General features: G+C 64.1%; 19 protein-coding genes. 15 read left to right on the top strand and 4 right to left on the bottom strand.

All coding sequences use genetic code 11. The annotated features are described in order from the left end of the window. Positions 1-28 precede the first annotated feature (28 nt). The 5 genes from secF (at position 29) to BXA07_RS30930 (ending at position 3,627) form a co-directional block, all read left to right on the top strand. The gene (gene secF / locus BXA07_RS24770) at positions 29-1,051 is read left to right on the top strand and encodes a protein translocase subunit SecF (protein WP_076571849.1); all 1,023 of its coding nucleotides are present in this window, start codon (positions 29-31) and stop codon (positions 1,049-1,051) included. 74 nt (positions 1,052-1,125) lie between these two features. Further along, positions 1,126-1,875 (top strand): hypothetical protein, encoded by a 750-nt coding sequence (locus BXA07_RS24775; RefSeq protein WP_139335743.1) that lies wholly within the window; start codon positions 1,126-1,128, stop codon positions 1,873-1,875. After that, positions 1,872-2,573, top strand: a complete 702-nt coding sequence (locus BXA07_RS24780) for a helix-turn-helix transcriptional regulator (RefSeq protein ID WP_076571853.1) — start codon at positions 1,872-1,874, stop codon at positions 2,571-2,573. Before BXA07_RS24775 ends, BXA07_RS24780 begins: the two co-directional genes overlap by 4 nt. Before the next feature lie 74 nt (positions 2,574-2,647). Continuing rightward, positions 2,648-3,274 (top strand): glutathione S-transferase family protein, encoded by a 627-nt coding sequence (locus BXA07_RS24785; protein ID WP_076571855.1) that lies wholly within the window; start codon positions 2,648-2,650, stop codon positions 3,272-3,274. A 194-nt stretch (positions 3,275-3,468) separates the two neighbouring features. Beyond that, positions 3,469-3,627 carry a hypothetical protein gene (locus BXA07_RS30930; RefSeq protein ID WP_170909737.1) on the top strand — a complete coding sequence of 53 codons (159 nt, stop codon included), beginning with the start codon at positions 3,469-3,471 and terminating at the stop codon, positions 3,625-3,627. Here BXA07_RS30930 and BXA07_RS24790 read toward each other — a convergent pair. From BXA07_RS24790 to BXA07_RS24800, 3 genes are all read right to left on the bottom strand, one after another. Further along, positions 3,624-4,472, bottom strand: a complete 849-nt coding sequence (locus BXA07_RS24790; protein ID WP_076571857.1) for an HDOD domain-containing protein — start codon at positions 4,470-4,472, stop codon at positions 3,624-3,626. The two genes, BXA07_RS30930 and BXA07_RS24790, sit on opposite strands and share 4 nt — an antisense overlap. A 285-nt stretch (positions 4,473-4,757) precedes the next feature. After that, entirely contained in the window at positions 4,758-5,042 is a 285-nt protein-coding gene (locus BXA07_RS24795; protein ID WP_070290811.1) for a hypothetical protein, read from the bottom strand. A 48-nt stretch (positions 5,043-5,090) separates the two neighbouring features. Then, positions 5,091-5,525 (bottom strand): MarR family winged helix-turn-helix transcriptional regulator, encoded by a 435-nt coding sequence (locus BXA07_RS24800; protein WP_076571859.1) that lies wholly within the window; start codon positions 5,523-5,525, stop codon positions 5,091-5,093. Positions 5,526-5,656: 131 nt separating this feature from the next. On the opposite strand from BXA07_RS24800, the gene BXA07_RS24805 reads away from it, so the two are divergent. The 9 genes from BXA07_RS24805 (at position 5,657) to BXA07_RS24845 (ending at position 19,552) form a co-directional block, all read left to right on the top strand. Continuing rightward, complete coding sequence (locus tag BXA07_RS24805) at positions 5,657-6,601, top strand: GlxA family transcriptional regulator (RefSeq protein WP_076571861.1); 945 nt, start codon at positions 5,657-5,659, stop codon at positions 6,599-6,601. A gap of 148 nt (positions 6,602-6,749) precedes the next feature. Then, entirely contained in the window at positions 6,750-7,991 is a 1,242-nt protein-coding gene (astC, locus tag BXA07_RS24810; protein ID WP_076571863.1) for an acetylornithine/succinylornithine family transaminase, read from the top strand. Positions 7,992-8,084: 93 nt separating this feature from the next. Beyond that, on the top strand, positions 8,085-9,116 hold the full coding sequence (locus BXA07_RS24815) for an arginine N-succinyltransferase (protein WP_076571865.1): 1,032 nt from the start codon (positions 8,085-8,087) through the stop codon (positions 9,114-9,116). A 13-nt stretch (positions 9,117-9,129) separates the two neighbouring features. Beyond that, a complete protein-coding gene (gene astA, locus BXA07_RS24820; RefSeq protein WP_076571867.1) occupies positions 9,130-10,182 on the top strand; it encodes an arginine N-succinyltransferase in 1,053 nt (350 codons plus the stop codon). Further along, the gene (gene astD, locus BXA07_RS24825; RefSeq protein ID WP_076571868.1) at positions 10,175-11,665 is read left to right on the top strand and encodes a succinylglutamate-semialdehyde dehydrogenase; all 1,491 of its coding nucleotides are present in this window, start codon (positions 10,175-10,177) and stop codon (positions 11,663-11,665) included. The genes astA and astD overlap by 8 nt, the downstream gene beginning before the upstream one ends. 22 nt (positions 11,666-11,687) lie before the next feature. Continuing rightward, entirely contained in the window at positions 11,688-13,028 is a 1,341-nt protein-coding gene (gene astB, locus BXA07_RS24830; RefSeq protein WP_076571870.1) for an N-succinylarginine dihydrolase, read from the top strand. A 152-nt stretch (positions 13,029-13,180) separates the two neighbouring features. Then, entirely contained in the window at positions 13,181-17,881 is a 4,701-nt protein-coding gene (locus BXA07_RS24835; protein ID WP_076571871.1) for an NAD-glutamate dehydrogenase domain-containing protein, read from the top strand. After that, complete coding sequence (locus BXA07_RS24840; protein ID WP_076571873.1) at positions 17,881-18,906, top strand: succinylglutamate desuccinylase; 1,026 nt, start codon at positions 17,881-17,883, stop codon at positions 18,904-18,906. Before BXA07_RS24835 ends, BXA07_RS24840 begins: the two co-directional genes overlap by 1 nt. Positions 18,907-19,042: 136 nt before the next feature. Next, positions 19,043-19,552: a DUF1993 domain-containing protein gene (locus tag BXA07_RS24845; RefSeq protein WP_076571875.1), complete on the top strand. Its 510-nt coding sequence runs from the start codon at positions 19,043-19,045 to the stop codon at positions 19,550-19,552. A gap of 99 nt (positions 19,553-19,651) precedes the next feature. On the opposite strand, the gene BXA07_RS24850 is transcribed toward BXA07_RS24845, so the two are convergent. Then, a complete protein-coding gene (locus BXA07_RS24850) occupies positions 19,652-20,218 on the bottom strand; it encodes a glycine zipper 2TM domain-containing protein (RefSeq protein WP_076571877.1) in 567 nt (188 codons plus the stop codon). A 161-nt stretch (positions 20,219-20,379) separates the two neighbouring features. On the opposite strand from BXA07_RS24850, the gene BXA07_RS24855 reads away from it, so the two are divergent. Beyond that, positions 20,380-21,492: an NADH:flavin oxidoreductase/NADH oxidase gene (locus BXA07_RS24855; RefSeq protein ID WP_076571878.1), complete on the top strand. Its 1,113-nt coding sequence runs from the start codon at positions 20,380-20,382 to the stop codon at positions 21,490-21,492. Positions 21,493-21,570: the final 78 nt, after the last annotated feature.

Below are 21,570 nucleotides of genomic sequence, written 5' to 3' on the forward strand. Positions count from 1 at the left end.
ATGCACAGAATAGAACTCAGAGGATTTCATGGAATTTTTCCGGATCAAAAAAGATATTCCCTTCATGCGCCATGCGTTGATTTTCAACGTCATCTCGGCCGTGACCTTCCTTGCCGCCGTCTTCTTCCTGGTGCACAAGGGCTTGCACCTGTCCGTGGAATTCAAGGGCGGTACCCTGATGGAGGTGAAATACCCCAAGGCGGCCAACCTTGAAGGCATACGCGGCACCCTGATCGCCATGGGCTACGAAGAGCCGGGCGTGACCAGTTTCGACACGGCGCGCGACGTCATGATCCGCCTGCCGGTGGAGAAGGGCGTGTCTGCCGCGAATACCTCGCAGCGCGTGTTTGACGCGCTGTGCAAGGCCGAGCAAGGCACGGCCAAGGCCATCGACACCGTCACCGCAAAGGGCGAACATGTGCTCAAGAGCGCCTGCATGGACACCGCCGGCAATGAAGCGGTGGTACTGCAGAAGGTTGAATTCGTCGGCCCGCAAGTGGGCGAGGAACTGGCGCAGAACGGCTTGAACGCGCTGGTGGTGGTGATTATCGGCGTGATGATCTACCTGGCCATCCGCTTCGAATGGAAATACGCTGTCTCGGCCATTATCGCCAACTTGCATGACGTGGTGATCATCCTGGGCTTCTTCGCCTTCTTCGAGTGGGAATTCTCGCTGACGGTGCTGGCGGCCATCCTGGCGGTGCTCGGTTATTCCGTCAACGAATCGGTGGTGATCTTTGACCGTATCCGCGAAAACTTCCGCAAGCAGCGCAAGGCTTCCGTGCATGAAGTGATCGACAACGCAATCACCAGCACCATTTCGCGTACCATCATCACCCACGGCTCGACCCAGATGATGGTGCTGTCGATGCTGGTCTTCGGCGGCCAGACCCTGCACCACTTCGCCCTGGCGCTGACCATCGGTATCTGCTTCGGTATCTACTCGTCCGTGTTCGTCGCGGCCTCCATCGCCATGTGGCTGGGCGTGAAGCGCGAAGACTTGATCAAGCCGGTCAAGGAAAAAGACGAAACCGACGGCGCCGTGGTGTAAGCGCAGGTCTTTTGCAGGTTGAATGAAGAACGACCACCGTTTGCGGTGGTCGTTTTTTTTTGTAACGGATGATGATGAAGCGTTTTTTATGGGTAGGTGTGATGGCCGGCGTGACGGGGCTGGCCGGCGCGGCCGATTTCAGCCGTGTCGACGCCGGCAGCATCGCCATGCGTGGCGCGATTGCCGATGGCGATGCGGACCGGCTGCGGCAGATGTACACGCGCGAGACGACTTTGTTGCGCATCAATAGTGACGGCGGCGAGCCGCTGGCGGCAATGTCGCTGGGACGATTCATTCGCCAGCAGCGGCTCGATCTCGCTATCGACACCATGTGCGCGGGCAGCTGCGCCCTGTATGTCTTCCCGGCCGCGCTGCGCAAGAGCATTCCCGCCAATGCCGTGCTGGCCCTGCAGGAACCGGCCTTCCTGCGCGCGCAGGCGGACCGGGCGCACATGCACCGCACCCTGGTCGAGGCGGGCGTGGCGGCCCAGGACCTGGGCAGCGAAACGGCGGCGCTGGCAGCGCAGCTGGCAAGCGTGGCAACGCTGGAAGCGGCCTTTGCCTCGGATCTGGGCATCGCACCCGCCTTTTATCGCGATTTCCGGCAGGTCGCCGCGCAGGCCGAGAGCGTGCGGCGCCGCTTTCCCGACCAGGAGGCCGCCGTCTACTGGTGGCCTGGTGCGGCACGCCTGCAGCGCTGCTACGGCATCGCGGGCGTGGAAGAGGGGCCGCGCGCGGCGCGCCTGGCGCCTGACGGCTATCTGTACGTGCCGGCCCTGTCTGCCCTCGTCATGGGCGACCAGGCCTTGCAGGGCTGTCCATGAGCCGCAGCGGCCGTCTGTTCCTGCTGATGGATGCCATGCGGGCCAGACGCGTGCCGGTGACCGCTGCCCAGCTGGCGCGGCAGCTGGGTGTGTCCGAGCGTACGATCTACCGCGATATCCAGACCCTGGCCGAACTGGGCGCGCCATTGCAGGGCGAGGCCGGCATCGGCTATGTGCTGCGCCGCGGCGCCTTCCTGCCGCCGCTGATGTTCGGACCCGATGAACTGGAGGCGCTGGTGCTGGGGGCGCGCTGGGTGCGCCGGCAGGGCGATGCGGGCCTGGCGCAGGCGGCCAGCAATGCCCTGGCGAAGATCGCGGCCGCTTCGCCGCGCGATTTGCGCGACAGCATGGCCGAGACCAGCCTGTGGGTGCCGCTGGGGCGTCCCGCCGATGGCGGGGAACCGGCCGACCGCTATGTGCAGCCCGTGCGCGAGGCCATCCGCTACGAACAGAAACTCACGCTCGCGTATGAGGATGAGCGCGGCAGCGCCACGCAACGCACGGTGTGGCCATTCGCGCTGGCCTTTTTCGAGGGCAAGCGCCTGCTGGCCGCCTGGTGCGAGCTGCGCGGCGACTACCGGCATTTCCGCATCGACCGCATCGCCGGCGTGCAGCAGCACGAGGAGCGCTATCCCACGCGGCGCCATGTGCTGCTCGATGCCTGGCGCAAGGCCCACGAGATTGATCCGGAATCCTGATATTCGCTCCTGACAAAAACTGTCAGTGATGGCCCGTACGATGGTGGCTTCTTCACTCACCGGAGCCATCCATCATGCGCCTGTACCGCCACCCCATGTCCTCGAATGCCCGCCGTGCCCTGATGACGGCGATCCACCTCGGCCTGCCGCTGGAACTGGCCGAAGTCGACCTGATGAATGCGGACGACCGCCGCCGCCTGCTTGAACTGAACCCGAACGGCAAAGTGCCCGTGCTGGCCGATGGCGCTTTCCTGCTGTGGGAATCGTGCGCCATCATGCAATACCTGGCCGAGCAGGTGCCCGGCCAGACGATTTATCCGCAGGCGCCGCAAGCGCGCGCCGACGTCAACCGCTGGCTGTTCTGGGCCGCGCAGCACTTCGCGCCTGCCATCAGCGTGCTGGCCTGGGAGCGGGCCTGGAAAGGCATGACAGGCAATGGTCCGGCGGACCCGCTCGAAGAGGCGCGCGGCGAACGCGACCTGCATGAATGCGCCATGGTGCTGGACGCGCACCTGGCCCAGCGCGACTGGCTTTGCGGCGATGCCTTGACCCTGGCCGATTTCGCGGTGGCCGCGCCGCTGATGTACAGCGAACGCGTGCAATTGCCGCTGGGGCAGTACGCCAACATCCAGGCCTGGTTTGGCCGCGTGCAGCAACTGCGCGCCTGGCAGGAAACGGAAGTGACGCTGATCGGGGCTTGAATATGGCTGCTAAGTGAGCCAGCGCACGGAGCCGGCATGGCGGCGCGGCATAAGATAGGGCTGTCTCTTTCAGGACATCCCTAGCTTTGGACTTTACCCGCTTTCGAGCGGGTTTTTTTTTTGCCTTGCCTGGAGCTTGAAAAGTTGACAAGTGCACCGCATGTGGACCGTACTCTCTTTTCAGGAAGATCCGCATGTTCATGCCGCGCCATCCGAAGCCGCTGTTGAGTACCCGGGCTGTTGCCATGCAAGTCGTCAGGCAGGAGCAAACGAGCAAGGCCGTGGACAAGCACGTGCTGATCGTCGAGACAGCCAAGCCAGCGGCACCGCCACCGGCCAGCAAGAAGCGCTAGTGCACGAGCACCTTCAGCAGCGACTGCACTTCGTCATCCGATTCGGCGAGGATGCTCGACAGGGTCATGTCGTCGCCGATGACGCAGTCGATGCTGCGGGCAGCGCGGGCGGCCCGGACGGCGATGGCGGCCGGGCTTTCGTTGAGCGGTGACGCCACTGGCGCCAGGTCGTTCGCCAGCAGCAGGGTGTCGCCCAGCGATTCAGGCGGGATGGCGCGCAATCCCTCCCACAGGGAATCGATGGCGTGCATCACGGCTTCCGGCACCTTGAGTTTGGTCAACACGCCGTGGCCGATCGCCTGCTCGCCATGTTCGACCCAGTCCTGCGGTTCGCCATCAAGAATGCCGGGAAACTCGGCCGCGCGCGACAGCAGATAAAAGCCGCCCACTTCGTGCACGATGCCTGCAAACAGGGCTGTATCGGGGTCGACCCTGGTGACCCGGCGGGCCAGCACCTGCGACAGCGCCGCCACATGGGCCGTATGCTCCCACAACTGGTTGGCCTTGGCTTGCAACACGGGATCGGTAATCGTGCTGCCCAGCTGGCGCACGATCAGCGAGGCCACCACCGACTGCAGCGTACGTACGCCAAGCCGTTGCACGGCATTGCGCACGCTGGTGATCTCGTTGCCGGACCGGTTGAAGGCCACGGAATTGGCGATGGCCACCGTGCGCGCCGCCAGCAGCGGGTCGGCCTGCACCAGCTTGGCGGCCGCTTCGATATGGCAGTCGGGATCGGCCAGCGCCTGCTGCAGCTTGAGCGAAGCGTCCACATTGGCGGGGAAGGTCAGCTCGCCACGAGCGGCTTGCGCGGCGATGCTTTTAAAGGCGTCGAGTCTGTTCATTGAAAAAATTATACTCGCAATATTTCCGTGTGGAACTTTTTGGCCATGATCTTTTCGCAAACAGCCTGGCAAAAGGCAAGCAAAGCCCCGTAAACGCAAAATGGGCACGCGTACAGTCGACGCGTGCCCATTTTGAACGACGAAATTCCGAACGCTTAACAAAACCATTGCGAGCGGATGGGATTTGTGGCTAAGAAGCGCAACCGTACCTTAGTACGGGGGCGCCGAGCCGGTGAGCATCGCAGGCCGCAAAGCGCACCGCGCAGCAGGTCTTGTTACGCGTTGTTAGAGAGATTCGCTGAAGATGGCGTCGCAGCCTTCGACCAGTTCGTCGCTGTCTTCCAGTTCATCCGTCAGGCCGAGGTCGAAGAGTTCCTCGACGGCGTTCATGAAGCTGTTGTGCTTGGTCGCACCGATCAGGCGGTAGATTTCGCCATCTTCATTGCGCACGCCGATGATCAGCTTTTCCTGGCGCACCAGTTCAGGCGTGCTGGCGTTGAGCAACAAGTTGCCGATGATGTGTTTATCGAAATGAGCGGGCTTTTTGCCTTCGAGCAGTGTGGTTTTCAACTTGTTTTCCTTTGTCTTGTTTGAATCTGATGTTTGCTTGATGAATTGTCAGCCGTGGCCATGCGCAATGGCCTGCTTCAGGCTCGCCAGGGTCGTTTCCAGACGAATAAAATCGTCTTCGGTATAGCCGGCAAACAAGTGCTGCCCTTGCCTGGTCAGCTTGGGGAATACGTCATGAAACACTTGTTCGCCCTCGCAGCTCAGGCGTACGAAGTAGGAGCGTTTGTCGCGCGTACAACGTTCCCGTAGCACCAGCCCCTTTTGTTCCAGCCGGTCCACCACGCCGGTCAAGGTGCCCTTGGTGATCAGGGTTTTCTGCCCCAGTTCCTTGTAGGACATGCCGCAGGTGTTGCCAAGCGTGGCGATGATGTCGAATTGGGCATGCGTCAAGCCGTACTGGCGCACGAAGTCGCCGGAAAACCGCTCGAAGCCCTGCATGCATTCGGCCAGCAGCCGGATACTTTTTAAATATCGTTCACCCATGGGTGTGATTATATCCTTCCGCCCCGCTTTTTTCCGGCGCAGCGGGCGGGCGCCCTCGATGGCGGGCGCAGAGCCGTCGAACTCCGGTATGATAGGCGAACTGTAGCCATAGCCCCGATCCCTCCCCGCCGATGTCCTTTGCTAATCTTTCCCGTATCGGCCTCGATAAACCGCTGCGGCTGCTGCTGATCCATGCCGGCGATGCCGAATCGATTACCTGGGCCGGCCTGGTGCAGCCTTTGCGCCTGTGCGCGCGGGCGCTGGGACCGCAGGCGTTCCAGCTGGACGTGCGCACGCCGGAACAGGTGGCCGCGCAGGGCGGCAACTGGCATATCGCCCTGCTGGTGGCCGACGAAACGGAAGCGCCATTGCGCGCCGAGCTGTGCCGGGCCGTGATCGAGCGTTGCCGCTCGGCGCCATTCTGGGGGGGCGTGGGCGCAGCCGTGCTGTGGCTGGCCGACGCGGGCGTCATGGACGGCGTGCGCATTGCCCTGCCTTGGGCCTTATATGCCGATGCGGAAGCGAAGGCCGAGCGCGCCATCCTGACGCCGCATTTGTTCGACATCGACGGCCCGCACATCACGTGCTGCGGCGGCGCGGCCAGTATCGACTTTTCGCTGACCCTGATCGAAACCGTGTTTGGCGCCGACGTGCAGGCGCTCGTCAAGGAGGCATTGTGCGTGGACAAGGTGCGTGGCAAGGAGGAGCGCCAGCGCGTGGCGCTGCAGGCGCGCTTCGGCGTGCTGCAGCCGAAGCTGTCCGAGGCGGTGACCTTGATGGAAGCCAATATCGAGGAACCGTTGTCGACGGACGATATCGCCAGCCTGGTGGGACTGTCGCGGCGCCAGCTGGAGCGGCTGTTCAAGCAATACCTGGGCAGCCTGCCGTCGCGCTATTACCTGGAACTGCGGCTGCAACGATCCAGGCAACTATTGCTTGATACACATTATTCCATCGTGCAAGTGGGACTGATGTGTGGTTTTTCGTCCGGATCGCACTTTTCCACGGCCTTCGGCACCCTGTTTGGCAATACGCCCCGCGAAGAGCGGCAGCGCAAGCTCATGCCGGCCGCGTAAGGCGCGGCGGCATGGGATTTTTCCTGTGATGAATTGTGAAAATCCTTGTCGCAGATTCAAAAGAGTTTTAGCATCCCGCTTTTTATAATGCAGTACACACGTAGCTATCGTAGCTGCGGAGTACCTAACATATTGATGGGGAAATGCTATGAATGCCAAGCTTGATTCGACCGTAACCGCTCGCCCAGTCACCCGGGAAACCTTTGACCAGGTTCTGGTTCCTACCTACGCTCCTGCCGCCATGGTGCCGGTGCGTGCCTCCGGACTGGATCTGTGGGACCAGTCCGGCAAGCATTACCTCGATTTCACGTCCGGCATCGCCGTCACCAGCCTGGGACACTGCAATCCGGCCCTGGTCGACGTGCTGACCAAGCAAATCAATTCCCTGTGGCATTTGGGCAACGGCTACACCAACGAGCCCGTGCTGCGCCTGGCGCTGGCCCTGACGGAAGCGACGTTTGCCGACCGTGCCTTCTTCTGCAACTCCGGCGCGGAAGCCAACGAAGCGGCCCTGAAACTGGCGCGCAAGTATGCGCACACCAAATTCGGCGCGCACAAGTCGCGCATCATCTCGTGCTTCAGCTCCTTCCACGGCCGCACCCTGTTTACCGTCTCCGTCGGCGGCCAGGCCAAGTACACGGAAGGCTTCGAGCCGCTGCCGCCGTCGATCGACCACATCGCCTTCAACGATATCGAAGCGGCCCGCGCTGCCATCGGTGACGACGTGTGCGCCGTGATCGTCGAGCCGGTACAGGGCGAAGGCGGCGTGGTGCCAGGCAACCCTGAATTCCTCAAGGAACTGCGCGCCCTGTGCGACAAGACGGGCGCCCTGTTGATTTTCGACGAAGTCCAGAGCGGCATGGGCCGCACTGGCGCGTTGTTTGCCTACATGGGCTATGGCGTCACGCCGGACATCCTGACGGCCGCCAAGGCACTGGGCAACGGTTACCCGATCGGCGCCATGCTGACCACCAACGAGCTGGCACAAACCCTGGCCGTCGGCACCCACGGCACCACCTACGGCGGCAACCCGCTGGCCGCCACCGTGGCCCTGACCGTGCTGGAGACGATCAATACGCCAGCCTTCCTGGCGCGCGTCAAGGAAGCCAGCGTCAGCACCATCGCCATGTTGCAAGGCCTGATCTCGGACTATCCGCAAGTGTTCTCCGTGGTGCGCGGCAGCGGCCTGCTGCTGGGCCTCGTGGTCAGTGACGCCTGGAAGGGCCGTGCGAAAGACATTCAGAAAGCCGCCGAAGCGCAGGGCCTGATGGTGCTGATCGCCGGCATGGACGTGGTGCGCCTGGCGCCGGCCCTGATCGTCTCGGACGAACAGATCACCGAAGCCGGCCGCTTGCTGCGCGCCGCCATCGACGGCATGCTCAAGGCCTGAAACTAGCCTGACCTCCGTTCTGTCACCGGCCCGCCGCCTTGCCGCGGGCCGGCTTGGTTCTACCCTGGCATTGTCTGTATTGAAGGAGTACCCATGTATGTTGTCCGTCCGGTAGAAATTGCGGATATTGCAGCCCTCGAAGCGCTGGCCGCGGTAACCATGCCGGGTGTCCATACCCTGCCGAAGACGCGCGAAAAAATCGCCGCCTCCGTCGAGCGCTCCATCGCCTCGTTTGCCGCCCACGTCGATATCCCCAGCGAAGAGTCGTATCTCTTCGTGCTTGAATCCCTGCTCGACAAGAGCATTGCCGGCACGGCCGCCATCTTCGCCTCGGCCGGCTCGAACGGCACCTATTTTTCCTTTCGCAACGACGTCATCCAGCAAGTCTCGCGCGACCTGAACATCAGTCACAGCGTGCATGCGCTGACCCTGTGTTCCGAGCTGACGGCGTACTCGCAGCTGTCCGGTTTCTTTGTGCGCAATATGGACCAGGCGGGCCTGGAAGCGGCCCTCCTGTCGCGCGCGCGGCTGCTGTTCGCCGTGCTGGCGCCGCACCGTTTCGGCGACCGCTTCTTCGTGCCGCTGGCCGGCATCACGGACGCCAACGGCCAGTCGCCGTTCTGGGATGCGCTGGGCCGCAAGTTCTTCCAGATGGATTTCCTCGATGCCGAGAAAGTCATCGGCGGTGCGCGCAACCGCACCCTGATCGTTGAACTGATGCCTCATTACCCCGTGTACGTGCCCCTGTTGCCCGGTGACGCGCAAGCGGCCATGGGCCAGATCCACCCGAGCGGTGAACTGGCGTTCAACCTGCTGACGGAGGAAGGCTTTGAAGCGGACGATTACATCGATATTTTCGATGGCGGCCCGATCCTGCAGGCCCACAAGAATTCGCTGCGCTCGTTTACGGGCTCGCTCACGCGTCGCGTGGTGGCAGGCGTCACGCCCAGCCGCACGGGCCTGAAAGTGCATTACGCGGTCGCTTCGGGCGCGGAGCGCAACTTCCGCGCCGTCACCTTTGCCTGCGATGCGCTCGAAGCGCAGGACACCGTCGGCTTGCCGGCCGAGCTGCTTGACGCGCTGGCCGTGGCCGAAGGCGACAGCGTCATTTGCGTGCGCATTTAACCGAGAGAACATTATGCTAGTAGTACGCGCCATCAACGCTTCCGACCTGAATGCCCTGTACGGCCTGGCAAGCCAGGTCGGCACCGGCATGACCACCCTCAAGCCGGACATGAAAATGCTGGGCGACCGCCTGGCCATCGCCTGCGCCTCGTTTGCCGAAACCATCGCGCCCGAAAAACGCGACTACATGTTTGTCATGGAGGATACCGACACGGGCCGTCTGGCCGGCGTCTGTGCCATCAAGGGCGCCGTAGGCCTGGAAGAACCGTTCTATAACTACCGCATCGGCACCCTCGTGCATTCGAGCCGCGAACTCGATGTGTTTACGCGCATGGAAACCCTGTACCTGTCGAATGACCTGACAGGCAGCACGGAACTGTGTTCGCTGTTTTTGCACCCTGATTACCGCAGCGGCAACAACGGCAAGCTGCTGTCGAAAAGCCGGTTTCTCTTCATCGCCCAGTTCCCGCACCTGTTCACGGAAAAGCTGATCGCGGAAATGCGCGGCTACCAGGCGCCGGACGGCTGCTCGCCGTTCTATGAAGGCCTGGGCCGCCACTTCTTCAAGATGGATTTCCACCACGTTGACGACTTGACGAGCCTGGGCAAGAAATCGTTCATCGCCGAACTGATGCCGCGCCAGCCCATGTACGTGGCCTACCTGCCGGACGAGGCGCAGGAAGTCATTGGCAAGGTGCATCTGAGCACGGCGCCCGCGCGCCGTTTGCTGGAACAGGAAGGCTTGCACTTTGAAGGCTATGTCGACATTTTCGATGCCGGTCCCGTGCTGCAGGCGCGCGTCTCCGAGCTGCGCGCCATGCGCGACAGCATGCCGGCCGTGCTCGATGCCGAGGCTGCGCCTGAAGCGTGCGGCGACGCCGCCCAGGCCGAGCCTTACCTGGTGTCGAACACCGACCTGAAAGATTTCCGCATGATCGTCACCAGCGCCAATCCGCACGGCGGAAAAATCGCGCTCGATGACGATGAACTGCATCTGCTGCGTTGCCACAATGGCGATACCGTGCGCACGCTGTCACTCAACCCGAGGAAGCATCCCCATGTCTAATGTGTTTAATTCGTCTACCGCAGCATCGAACTTCATCAACGGCGCCTGGCTGCCAGGCACGGGCCGTGAACTCGTCACCATCGATCCGTCAAACGGCAAGCAGACCTGGGCCAGCCTGGAAGCGACGCAGAGCGAAGTCGGGCAAGCCTGCCAGGCCGCGCGCGCGGCCTTCGCGGCGTGGGCCGATACGCCCGTCGAAGAGCGCATCGCCATCTGCGTGCGCTTTCGTGAACTGCTGAAGGAGCATGCGGAAGCGCTGGCGCTCTTGATCTCGGAAGAAGTGGGTAAACCATTGTGGGAGTCGCGCACGGAAGTGGCGACCATGGCCAACAAGATCGATATTTCGGTGCAATCGTACAACGCACGTACCGGCATCACGCAAAGCAAGATCGCCGACGGCGACGCCGTGCTGCGCCACCGCCCGCATGGCGTCTTCGGCGTCTTCGGCCCGTACAATTTCCCCGGTCACCTGCCGAATGGCCACATCGTGCCAGCCCTGATCGCCGGTAACACCATCGTCTTCAAGCCCAGCGAATATGCGCCGCGCACGGCCATCAAAACCGTGCAGCTGTGGCAGCAGGCGGGCTTGCCGAATGGCGTCGTCAACCTCGTCAACGGCGGGCGCGATACGGGCGTGGCGCTGGGCGCCAATGCGCTCCTCGACGGCGTGCTGTTTACGGGTTCCTGCCAGACGGGCATCAGCCTGCACCGCCAGTTCGGCGGCCAGCCGGGCAAGATGCTGGCGCTGGAAATGGGCGGCAACAATGCCCTCGTCGTATGGGATGTGCAGGACGTGGACGCCGCCGTGCACCACGCGATCTTTTCCGCTTTCGTCTCGGCCGGCCAGCGCTGCACCTGCGCGCGCCGCCTGGTGGTGCAAGATAATGCTGCGGGGTCTGCCTTCGTGGCGCGCCTGGTGGAAGTGGCCGCGAAACTGGGCATCGGCGCGTCCGACGCCCAGCCGCAGCCGTTCATGGGGCCAGTGGTGTCCAGTGCCGTGGCAAAGCGCCTGGTGCAGGCACAGGCGGACATGGTCGCCAAGGGTGGCACGACCCTGCTGCAGATGCGCCAGTTGAATCCCGAGGCGGGCTTTGTCACGGCCGGCATCGTCGATGTCACCGCTGCTAGGGGCATCCCCGACGAAGAATGGTTCGGCCCGCTGCTGCAAGTGATACGCGTGGCCGATTTTGATGCGGCCCTGAAGGTCGCCAACGCCACCGAATTTGGCCTGGCCGCGGCTCTGCTGTCCGACGACCCTGCCCTGTGGCAGACCTTCCAGAGGCGCGCGCGCGCCGGCATCATCAACTGGAACCGTCCGACTACGGGCGCGGCCAGCACGGCGCCATTCGGCGGCATCGGCAAGTCGGGCAACCACCGTCCGAGCGCCTATTACGCCGCTGACTATTGCGCCTATCCGGTCGCCTCGATCGAGAACAGCGTACTGGAAATGCCGGCCAAGCTGTCGCCCGGCCTGAATTTTTAAGAAGGTTTATCAAGGAATACCCATGCACAGCACGCGCGAATACAACTTTGACGGCCTGGTCGGGCCATCGCATAACTATGCCGGACTCTCGTTCGGCAACGTGGCCTCGTTCAGCAATGTGAAGAGCGCTTCGAATCCGAAGCAGGCTGCCTTGCAGGGCCTGGCCAAGATGCGTGCGCTGGCCGCGCGCGGTTTTGCGCAAGCCTTGCTGCCGCCGCAGGACCGGCCCAATTTCCGCCTGCTGCGCTCCATCGGTTTCACGGGCAGCGACGCCGAGGTGCTGGCGCGTGCCTACCAGGAGTCGCCCGTCATCCTGGCGTGCGCGTATTCCGCCTCGCCCATGTGGACGGCGAATGCCGCCACGGTCAGCCCGTCGGCGGACACGCAGGACGGCCGCGTGCATTTTACGGCTGCCAACCTGAATAACAAGCTGCATCGCGCCTTCGAGCACGCGCAGTCGGCGCGCAGCCTGCGCGCCATTTTCAGCGACGACAAGCATTTCGCCGTGCACGACGCGCTGCCGTCGACGCCCGCCTTTGGCGACGAGGGCGCGGCCAACCACACGCGCCTGGGCGCGAACCACGGCGCGCCATCGGTCGAGCTGTTCGTGTATGGCCGGGTGGAGTTCGACCCTTCCGCGCCGTCGCCGAAGCGCTACCCGGCGCGCCAGACCCTGGAAGCGTCGCAAGCCGTGGCGCGCCTGCATGGCCTGGACGACAAGCGCACCGTGTACGTGCAGCAGAATCCTGAAGTGATCGACCAGGGCGTATTCCATAACGACGTCATCGCCGTCGGCAATGGCAATGTGCTGTTCTATCACGAGCAGGCGTTTGCCGATGAAGAGAACAGTCTGTCGCAGCTGCGCCGCGCCGTTGCCGGCACGGGCACCGAGCTGCAGGCGCTGCGCGTGGACACTGGCCAGGTGCCCATCGCGGACGCCGTCAGCAGCTATCTGTTCAACAGCCAGTTGCTGACGAAAGAGGGCGGCAAGATGGCGCTGGTGATCCCGCAGGAATGCCAGGAAAACCGTGCCGTGTCGCGCTACCTGGAGGGCCTGGTGGCCGGCGGTGGCCCCATCGATGAACTGATCCATTTCGACCTGCGCCAGAGCATGCGCAACGGCGGCGGGCCCGCCTGCCTGCGTTTGCGCGTGGCCCTGACGGAAACCGAGGCGCGCGCCATGCACCAGGGCGTGATCATGACGGAAACGCTGTACCATCGGCTGGTACAGTGGGTAGAAAAGCACTACCGCGACCATCTGGAGCCAGGCGACCTGGCCGACCCGCAGCTGGCGCTGGAAGTGCATGCGGCGCTTGAAGAATTGACGATCATCCTCAACTTACCTGGATTGTACGACTTGTAGGCGATAGAAAAACACACAGAAAATCCGAGACACCCTATCTGCAGTATCGAAAGAATTGGACGGGCGACCCCCGTCTCTTGACACCGCTGCCGCCTAGCCACAAGCCCACACGACAGCGCTGGACATTCACATTACCGTAATGGAGATGCAAGATGAATCACACGCCACAAGATTTGCGCACACAAACGCTGGAGCTGATCAAGGACAAGGCGGCAGCGCCTGTCGTGCAACTGATACAGGCATGGCTCGACTCGCTCGACGCCGAAGACCTGGCCGATATCGCACCCGATAGCCTGGCGCCTGTGCTGGTCGACGGCTTTACGCAAGCGGCCAAGCGCACTGGCAGCGGTTGCCAGATCGCCACCCTGCGCTATGCGGATGGCCGTGGCGGCATGGCGAGCGCCTTGCTGATCCTGAACGAAGACATGCCTTACCTGGTTGACTCCATCGTCATGGCCATGCGCCGCCAGCACCTGGCCGTGCGCGGCGTGATGAATACCGTCCTGCCCGTGCGCCGCGCCGGCGACGGCAGCGTGGAAGCGGTGCGCCAGGCTGGCGACCCGCTCGAATCATATGTGCTGGTGCTGCTCGACGAAGAGCTGGCGCCGGAAGCGCTGGCCGCACTGGTCGGCTCCCTCGACATGGTGGCGCGCGACGCCGCCGTCGTGCGTCGCGACGCCGCTTCCATGAGCGAACGTTTGGCCGCAGTGGCCACGGCTGCGGCGCAGCATGGCGAAGAGGGTGCGGAAGTTGCCGCTTTCCTGGAGTGGGCGCGCAGCGGCGGCTTTGAGGTATTCGGCTATGCGTACTACCGCGTCAAGCCGGGCGTGCGCGAACTCGAACGTGATATTCCGAGCCGCGTCGGCGTGCTGCAGGATACGGCGCACCCGGTCTACGGCACCTGCCTGGCGAATATTCCGGGTGACTTCGACACCCTGGCCAAGCGTGAATCGGCGCTGTCCATCGTCAAGGCCGACGTGGCGGGTACTTTGCACCGCGACCAGCAGCTCGACTTCATCGGCGTGCGCGACACCGACGCGCAAGGCGCGATCCTGGGCGAGCACTGCTTCGTTGGCCTGTTCACCCGCGCCGGCAATTCCACCCCGCTGGCGGCGCTGCCGTTTGCGCGCGGCCGCGTGGCCAAGGTGCTGAGCCTGGCCGGCGTGCGCCAGCAAGGCTTCCGCGCCGAGAAATTCCGCGAAATCCTCGAGTCCCTGCCGCGCACCGAAGCGCTGGAAGCGGACCTCGATTGGCTGGCGCAAGTGTGCGGCTCCGTCGTTTCGCTGTACAAGCAGCCGCGCACCAAGGTCTTCGCGCGCCGCGACGTATATGCGCGCCACCTGAACGTGCTGGTCTACCTGCCGCGCGAGCGCTACAGCGCCAGCGTGGCATCGAGCCTGGCAAAAGCCTTGCAAGCCAGTTCCGGCGCCACGCATGTGAGCATGCAGACGCTGGTGGCTGACGGCCCGCTGGCGCGCGTCTACCTGATCGCCCACGCCGCCCGTTACCCGCTGGATCTGGAAACGGATATCGAGCAACCGCTCCTGGGCGTGCTCGATGGCTGGCACAACGGCTTTGCCGCCGTGGCCGACGCCGTGCCCGACGTGGCCCTGCGCACCAGCCTGCGCAAACTCTGCGCGACTTTACCGCTCGATTACGTGGCCGCCACCGCGCCGGCCGTCGCCTTCCGCGACCTCGACACCATCTTGCGCAATGGCGATGCAGCGCACGTTGCCGTGCGCATCGAGACGGGCGCGGTCACCACGATCCGCCTGTATTCGGCCAACAAGGTGCCGCCGCTGTCGACCATTTTGCCGGCCCTGCACAATGCGGGCGTGGCCATCGACCGCGAGCAGGCATATTCGGTTTCTCTGTCTGACGGCACACGCTATTTCGTCACCAGCCTGACGGTCGATGCCGCCAGCGCGGCGAAACTGGCGCAGCCATCCGTCGTCGCCGTGGCGCAGGAACTGTTTGCCGCGCTGTTCAATGACGAAGCCGAAGACGGCCGCCTGAATGGCCTCGTCATCGAGGGCGGCCTGTCGACGCGCGAAGTGCAGCTGGTGCGCGCCTACACCAGCTACTGGCGCCAGGCAGGCAGCCGCTTCTCGGTGCGCTACATCGCCGAGAGCCTGCGCAAGCAGCCGGCCCACGTGAAAGCCCTGGTCGAGGCCTTCCTGCAGCGCTTTGATCCTTCGCTGTCAGACGCGCAGCACGCAGCCGCCCTGGAGGCGATCGCCACCATCAAGGCCGGCCTGCCATCCGTGAACCATGCCGATACCGAGGAAATCCTCGGCGCGCTGGCTGACCTGATGAGCGCCACCCTGCGCACCAGCTACTTCCAGAACAAGCAGCAAGGCGACAAGATCATCTTCAAGTTCGACACCAGCAGCCTGGCGCTGGTGCCGGAACCGCGTCCGTACCGCGAGATTTTTGTCTTCTCGCGCCGCTTCGAAGGCGTGCACCTGCGCGGCGGCCCCGTCGCCCGCGGCGGCTTGCGCTGGTCGGACCGCATGGAAGACTACCGCACGGAAGTGCTGGGCCTCGTCAAGGCCCAGATGGTCAAGAATGCCGTCATCGTGCCGGCCGGCGCGAAGGGCGGTTTTGTCTGCAAGATGATGCCGAAGGACGCCGTGCGCGAAACCATCGCGGCCGAAGGCGAAGCCGTCTACCGCCTGTTCATTTCCAGCCTGCTGGAAGTGACGGACAACCGCTCGCTGGGCAATATCGTCCCGCCCGTCGATACCGTCTGCTTCGACGACGCCGACCCGTACCTGGTGGTCGCTGCCGACAAGGGCACGGCCACGTTCTCGGACATCGCCAACGGCATCGCCGTGCAGCGCGGTTTCTGGCTCGGCGACGCGTTCGCCTCGGGCGGCTCGAATGGCTACGACCACAAGAAGCTGGGCATCACCGCCAAGGGCGCCTTCGAAGCCGTGAAGCGCCACTTCTATGAAATGGACCACGACCTCAATACCACGCCGATCACCATGGTCGGCGTGGGAGACATGTCGGGCGACGTGTTCGGCAATGGCGTGCTGCTGTCGCGCCAGCTCAAACTGGTGGCCGCGTTTGACCACCGCCACATCTTCCTCGACCCGACACCGGACGTCGCCGTCTCGTTCGAAGAGCGCGCGCGCCTGTTCGCCTTGCCGCGCTCCTCGTGGGACGACTACAACAAGGACTTGATATCAGATGGCGGCGGCGTGTATCCCCGCTCCGCCCGCACGATCGAACTGTCGCCGCAAATCCGCGCCGCGCTTGATATCGCCGAAACGTCGCTGGCGCCGGAAGAACTGATGCACCGCATCCTGAAATCCCCGGTCGACCTGTTCTACAACGGCGGCATCGGCACCTACATCAAGGCCTCGACCGAGACGCACGCACAGGTGAAGGACCGTGCGAATGACCATATCCGCGTGAACGGCAACGAGCTGCGCGTGAAAGTGGTCGCCGAAGGTGGCAACCTGGGTGCGACGCAGGCGGGCCGCATCGAGTTCGCGCTGGCGGGCGGACGCATCTTCACCGATGCGATCGACAACTCGGCAGGCGTGGATTGCTCGGACCATGAAGTGAACGTGAAAATCTGGCTGGACGTGGAAGTCAATGCGGGCAAGCTGACGGAAGCGGAACGCAACCGCGAGCTGTATGCGATGACGGACGACGTCGAGCGCCTGGTCTTGCGCGACAACACGCAGCAGACGCATTTGCTGGTGCGCGAGCTGCAGGCGCAAGGCGAGAGCGCCGTGCAGGACGGCTATGCCGCCCTGATCGCCAGCCTGGAAGAAGAGGGCGCCCTGTCGCGCGAGCTGGAGCAATTGCCGTCGGTGGCCGAACTGGCGCGCAGGAAGAGCGACGGGCGTGGCCTGACCACGCCGGAACTGGCTGTGGTGATCGCCAACGTGAAGAACCGCTTCAAGCGCATTCTGTCCGCGCTGCCGCTGACGGACGAAACGTGGGCCGAGCCGGTGCTCAAACCGTACTTCCCGTCCCTGCTGGTGGAAACCCGTTCGGCACTCGACCATCCGCTGGCCAACGCCATCCTGGCGACCGTGCTGGCCAATGAAGTGATCAACCGCTGCGGCCCGCTGATGATCCGCAACCTGGCGGCGGAACACGGCGTGGACGAGTCGGCCGTGATCCTGGCCTGGGGCCAGGCATGGGTGGCGCTGAACCTGGCGCCCGTGTTCGACGCGCTCGATGCGGATGCCCTGACGATTCCGCGTGCCGTGTCGATCAAGGTCGATGCGCAAACGCGCGTGCTGCAGCAGACGATGATCGCCGGCGTGCTGTCCGTGCCGGCCGAGCAGTTGCGCGGTGCGGGACTGGCCGAATTGACGCGCTTGTTTGGCGCGGAATCGAAGCGCGAGCTGCTCAAGGCCGTCGGCATCAAGTCGGAAGCGGCGCTGGTGCCGGGCCTGAAGCCGGCCTTCGTGCAGGCGTGGGATGCGGTCGATGCGCTGGAAGTCGTCGCCGGCTTCCTGTTCCCGGCCCTGTCCGTGCCGCGTCCTGCCTCGATGGACCTGGCGGCCTTCCTGCAGGTGGGCCTGGCCCTGCGCAGCCAGGCGGGCATCGACACGCTGGAGCGTGGCCTGAAGCTGGCCGCGCAAGGCAAGTCGCAGGAACAGTTGCGCAACTATGCGCAGCAAGCGCTGCGCCGCACGCAACAGCGTTTGCTGACGCAGGTGTTGGCGCGCGCCGAACAAGGCAATGCGGGCCAGGCCGTCGATGCCGTAACGGGCGCGCTGGGCCTGTCGGCGTATGTGGCGGCGACGGAACTGGAGCAAGCCATGCTGGACGTGTGGACGCTCTCCGAGGCCGTGAATAAAGTGACAATGGAAGCGGCGGTGTAATGACGCAAGAAGCAACGCAAGTAGTAACCCAGGTAGTACAGGGCGCTGGCGGCTTGCCGCCGGCCGTGCAGGCGCTGGCGCAGGCCGATTTCAGCGGCGTGGCGCGGCTGTTCGCCGACGCCGGTTTTGCGGTGGCCTTGCCGGCACCCGGCATGCTGCAAGTCGTCAAACCGGGAGCAGGCCGCGCCAGCGTGGCCGTCTCGGTGGGCGTGCACGGCGACGAGACGGGGCCGATCGAAGTGCTCGCGCATCTGCTCGACGCGCTGTCGCGCGATGCGTCGGCACTGGCCGTCGACCTGCTCGTCTGCGTGGGCAATGTCGATGCGATCCGGGCCCGCAAGCGCTTCATCGACGCCGACCTCAATCGCATGTTCCGCCCCGTGCGGGGTAGCCTGGCGCAAGCGGCGGAAAGCGCGCGCGCCGATGAAATGATCGCCGCGACCAAAGCGTTCTTTGACGCGGCCGGTCCCATGCGCTGGCACCTGGATTTGCACACGGCCATCCGGCCTTCCGTGTACCCCACGTTTGCCATCGTGCCGGACCTGGTGGCCGATGACGCCAAGGCGCAGCTGATAGCCTGGCTGGGCCAGGCGGCCATCGGCGCCATCATCATGAACCCGCAGTCGGCCGGCACCTACAGTTATTATTCGGCCGAGCATTGCGGCGCGGCCGCCAGCACGGTGGAACTGGGCCGCGTGGGCACCCTGGGGCAGAACGATTTATCGCTGTTCGATGACGTGTCGCGGGCGCTGGACGGCTTGCTGCGCGGCTTGCCTGCGCAGCCCGTCAAGGCGCAACCGCACGTGTTCAAGGTGGCGCAGGAAATCATCAAGCATAGCGATGAATTCCGCATGGCTTTTGATCGCAGCACGCAGAATTTCACTTCCCTGCCGCAGCACGCCGTGATCGCCAGCGATGGTGACCATGTGTACACGGTGCAGCACGCGGAAGAGCTGGTGGTGTTTCCCAACCCGGACGTGCGGGTGGGCTTGCGTGCCGGTTTGATGGTGGTGCGCGTGGCCTGATCGTCCAGCCCTCACTCAGCATTTGGCGCCAGCCGGGGAAACCCGCTTGGCGCCATTTTTTTGCCTGGCGTTCGGTGCGCACCCGCGGGCGGCGCCTCGGGTACACTGGCTCATCGTTCACTATCAGGAGTTCGCCATGTCCGTGTCCATGTATCAGGCAACCATTCCCGTCTTCATCCGCGGCTTGCGGGTCGTCTCGGCGCTGCTGGAAAAAGCGCAAGCGCATGTGGAGGAAGACGGCATTGTGCCCGAGATTTTACTGGGCGCGCAGCTGGCGCCCGACATGCTGGATTTGACGGCGCAGGTGCAGCGCGTCAGCGACACGTCGAAGATGTCGGTCGAGCGCCTGAGCGGCGTGCCTGCGCCGAAGTTCGAGGATAACGAAGCCTCGTTCGAGCAGTTACAGGAACGCATTGCCAACACCATCGCCTATATCGACAGCGTCAACGCGGGCCAGATGGCAGGCAGCGCGCAGAAGGAAGTCGTGCTGAACTGGACTGACGAGGGGACAAAATTCTCGGGTGACGATTACCTGCTCAGCTTTGCCTTGCCGAACTTCTATTTCCACGTTTCCATGGTCCACGCCATCCTGCGAAACAATGGCGTGGCCGTGGGCAAGCTCGATTATCTTGGTCCCTACGATTAAAAACCGTCGCGAGCGGCGATGATTTGTTGCCGAGAAGCGCAACTGTGCTGAAGCACAGTGAGCATCGCAGGCCGCAAAGCGCAACGCGCAGCAGGTTCTTTAACGTTGAGGTTGCTGCTCAACCTGGTTCTGCACTGCATTGCCCAGCATGCCGCCGCCGATCACGCCGGCCACCGTCGCCAGCGCCTTGCCGCGACCGCCACCGACCTGATTGCCGATCAAGCCGCCGATGACGGCGCCCGTGCCGATGCCCACGTAGTTCGGCTGCGCAGGCGCAGGCGCTGGAACCGGCTGCGGCTGACGTGCCGTTTCGCGGTAGGACGTGTCGCGGTAGCCATCGTCATGGTAGGCGGGACGCGCCTGCGCCACTTGCGTATGGTGCACGATGCGCTTGTGCACGACGGGCGCCGGTGCCGACGCAGGCGCCGCTTGTGCCACGACGGGAGCGGCCACCGGTGCGCCAACCGGCGCTGCCAGGGCGGCAGCGCCCGCCGGCGTCATGGCGGCCACGTCGGCCGGCACTGCCGCCGTGGCGGGTACGTTCGCCCGCGAATTGGGCAGGATGCCAGCGATGGACGCCGCGCCCACCAGGCACAGGACCGTCACGGAAATGGCGGCGCCGGCCATCAAGGGGTGGATGCGGCTGGCGGTAGTCGTCGTGTTCATGTGTTCTCCTGGGGTGGTATTGCGGGTGTTGTTGATGTGTCCAGATTAGCGGCCGCGCCTGCGCAAGGCTAGCCCTTGCGCTGTATCAAACGTAAGCAGGTGTAAGGCTCCGATCGCCAAAGCGCAGTAGAATCGGTGCTTCCCCTTTTCCGGAGTGCGCCATGAGCCAGTTATTCACGCCGTTTGCACTGGGGCCGCTGCAGGTGGCCAACCGCATCGCCATCGCGCCCATGTGCCAGTACTCGGCCGACAACGGCAATGCCACCGACTGGCACATGATCCACCTGGGCCACCTGGCCCTGTCCGGCGCGGGCCTGCTGATGACGGAAGCGACGGCCGTCTCGCCCGAGGGGCGCATCTCGGCCGACGACCTGGGCCTGTGGTCGGACGCGAATCAAACGGCGCTGGCCAAGGTGGTGCAGGCGATCCGCCGTCATTCTTCGATTCCGCTGGTGGTGCAGCTGGGCCATGCCGGACGCAAGGCGTCGAGCCGCGCGCCCTGGCAGGGCGGCGCCTGCGTGCACCTGGCCGACGGCGGCTGGCAAACGGTGGCGCCATCGGCCATCGCCCATGCACCGGGCGAAACGGTGCCGCTCGCGCTTGACGAGATGGGTTTGCTGCAAATCAAGGGCGCCTTTGTCGCCGCCGCCCAGCGCGTGCATGCACTGGGCATCGAAGGCATCGAATTGCATGCGGCGCACGGCTATCTGCTGCACCAGTTCTTGTCGCCGCTGGCCAACCAGCGTACCGATGCGTATGGCGGCAGCCTGGACAACCGCATGCGCTTTCCGCTGGAAGTGTATGAAGCCGTGCGCGCCGCCGTGCCCGCCAGCGTGGCCGTGGGCGTGCGCATTTCCGCTACCGACTGGGTCGATGGCGGCTGGGAAATCGAACAAAGCGTGCGCTTTGCGCAGGAACTCAAGCAGCGGGGCGCCGACTTCATCCATGTCTCCAGCGGCGGAATCTCTCCGCAGCAGCAGATTCCCGTCGCTCCTGGCTACCAGGTGGCGTTTGCCGAACGCATCAAGCGCGACAGCGGCTTGCCCACCATCAGCGTGGGCCTGATCACGGAAGCGCAGCAGGCGGAAGACATCATCGCCTATGGCCAGTCCGACATGGTGGCGCTGGCGCGCGCCATCCTGTTCGACCCCCGCTGGCCGTGGCACGCGGCGGCCCAACTGGGCGCGCAAGTGCAGGCGCCGCCGCAGTACTGGCGCTCGCAGCCGCGCGAATACAAGGACCTGTTCGGCGACACGACCCTGGGGCAGCGCTAAGAAGCCTGCTCTGCTACACTGACGCTTCTTTCCCACTTCTCCAGGACGCTTCGACATGCGCCATTGATACTGCCGTGC

This window comes from Janthinobacterium sp. TND4EL3 (assembly GCF_900156175.1).
Lineage (GTDB): Bacteria > Pseudomonadota > Gammaproteobacteria > Burkholderiales > Burkholderiaceae_D > Janthinobacterium.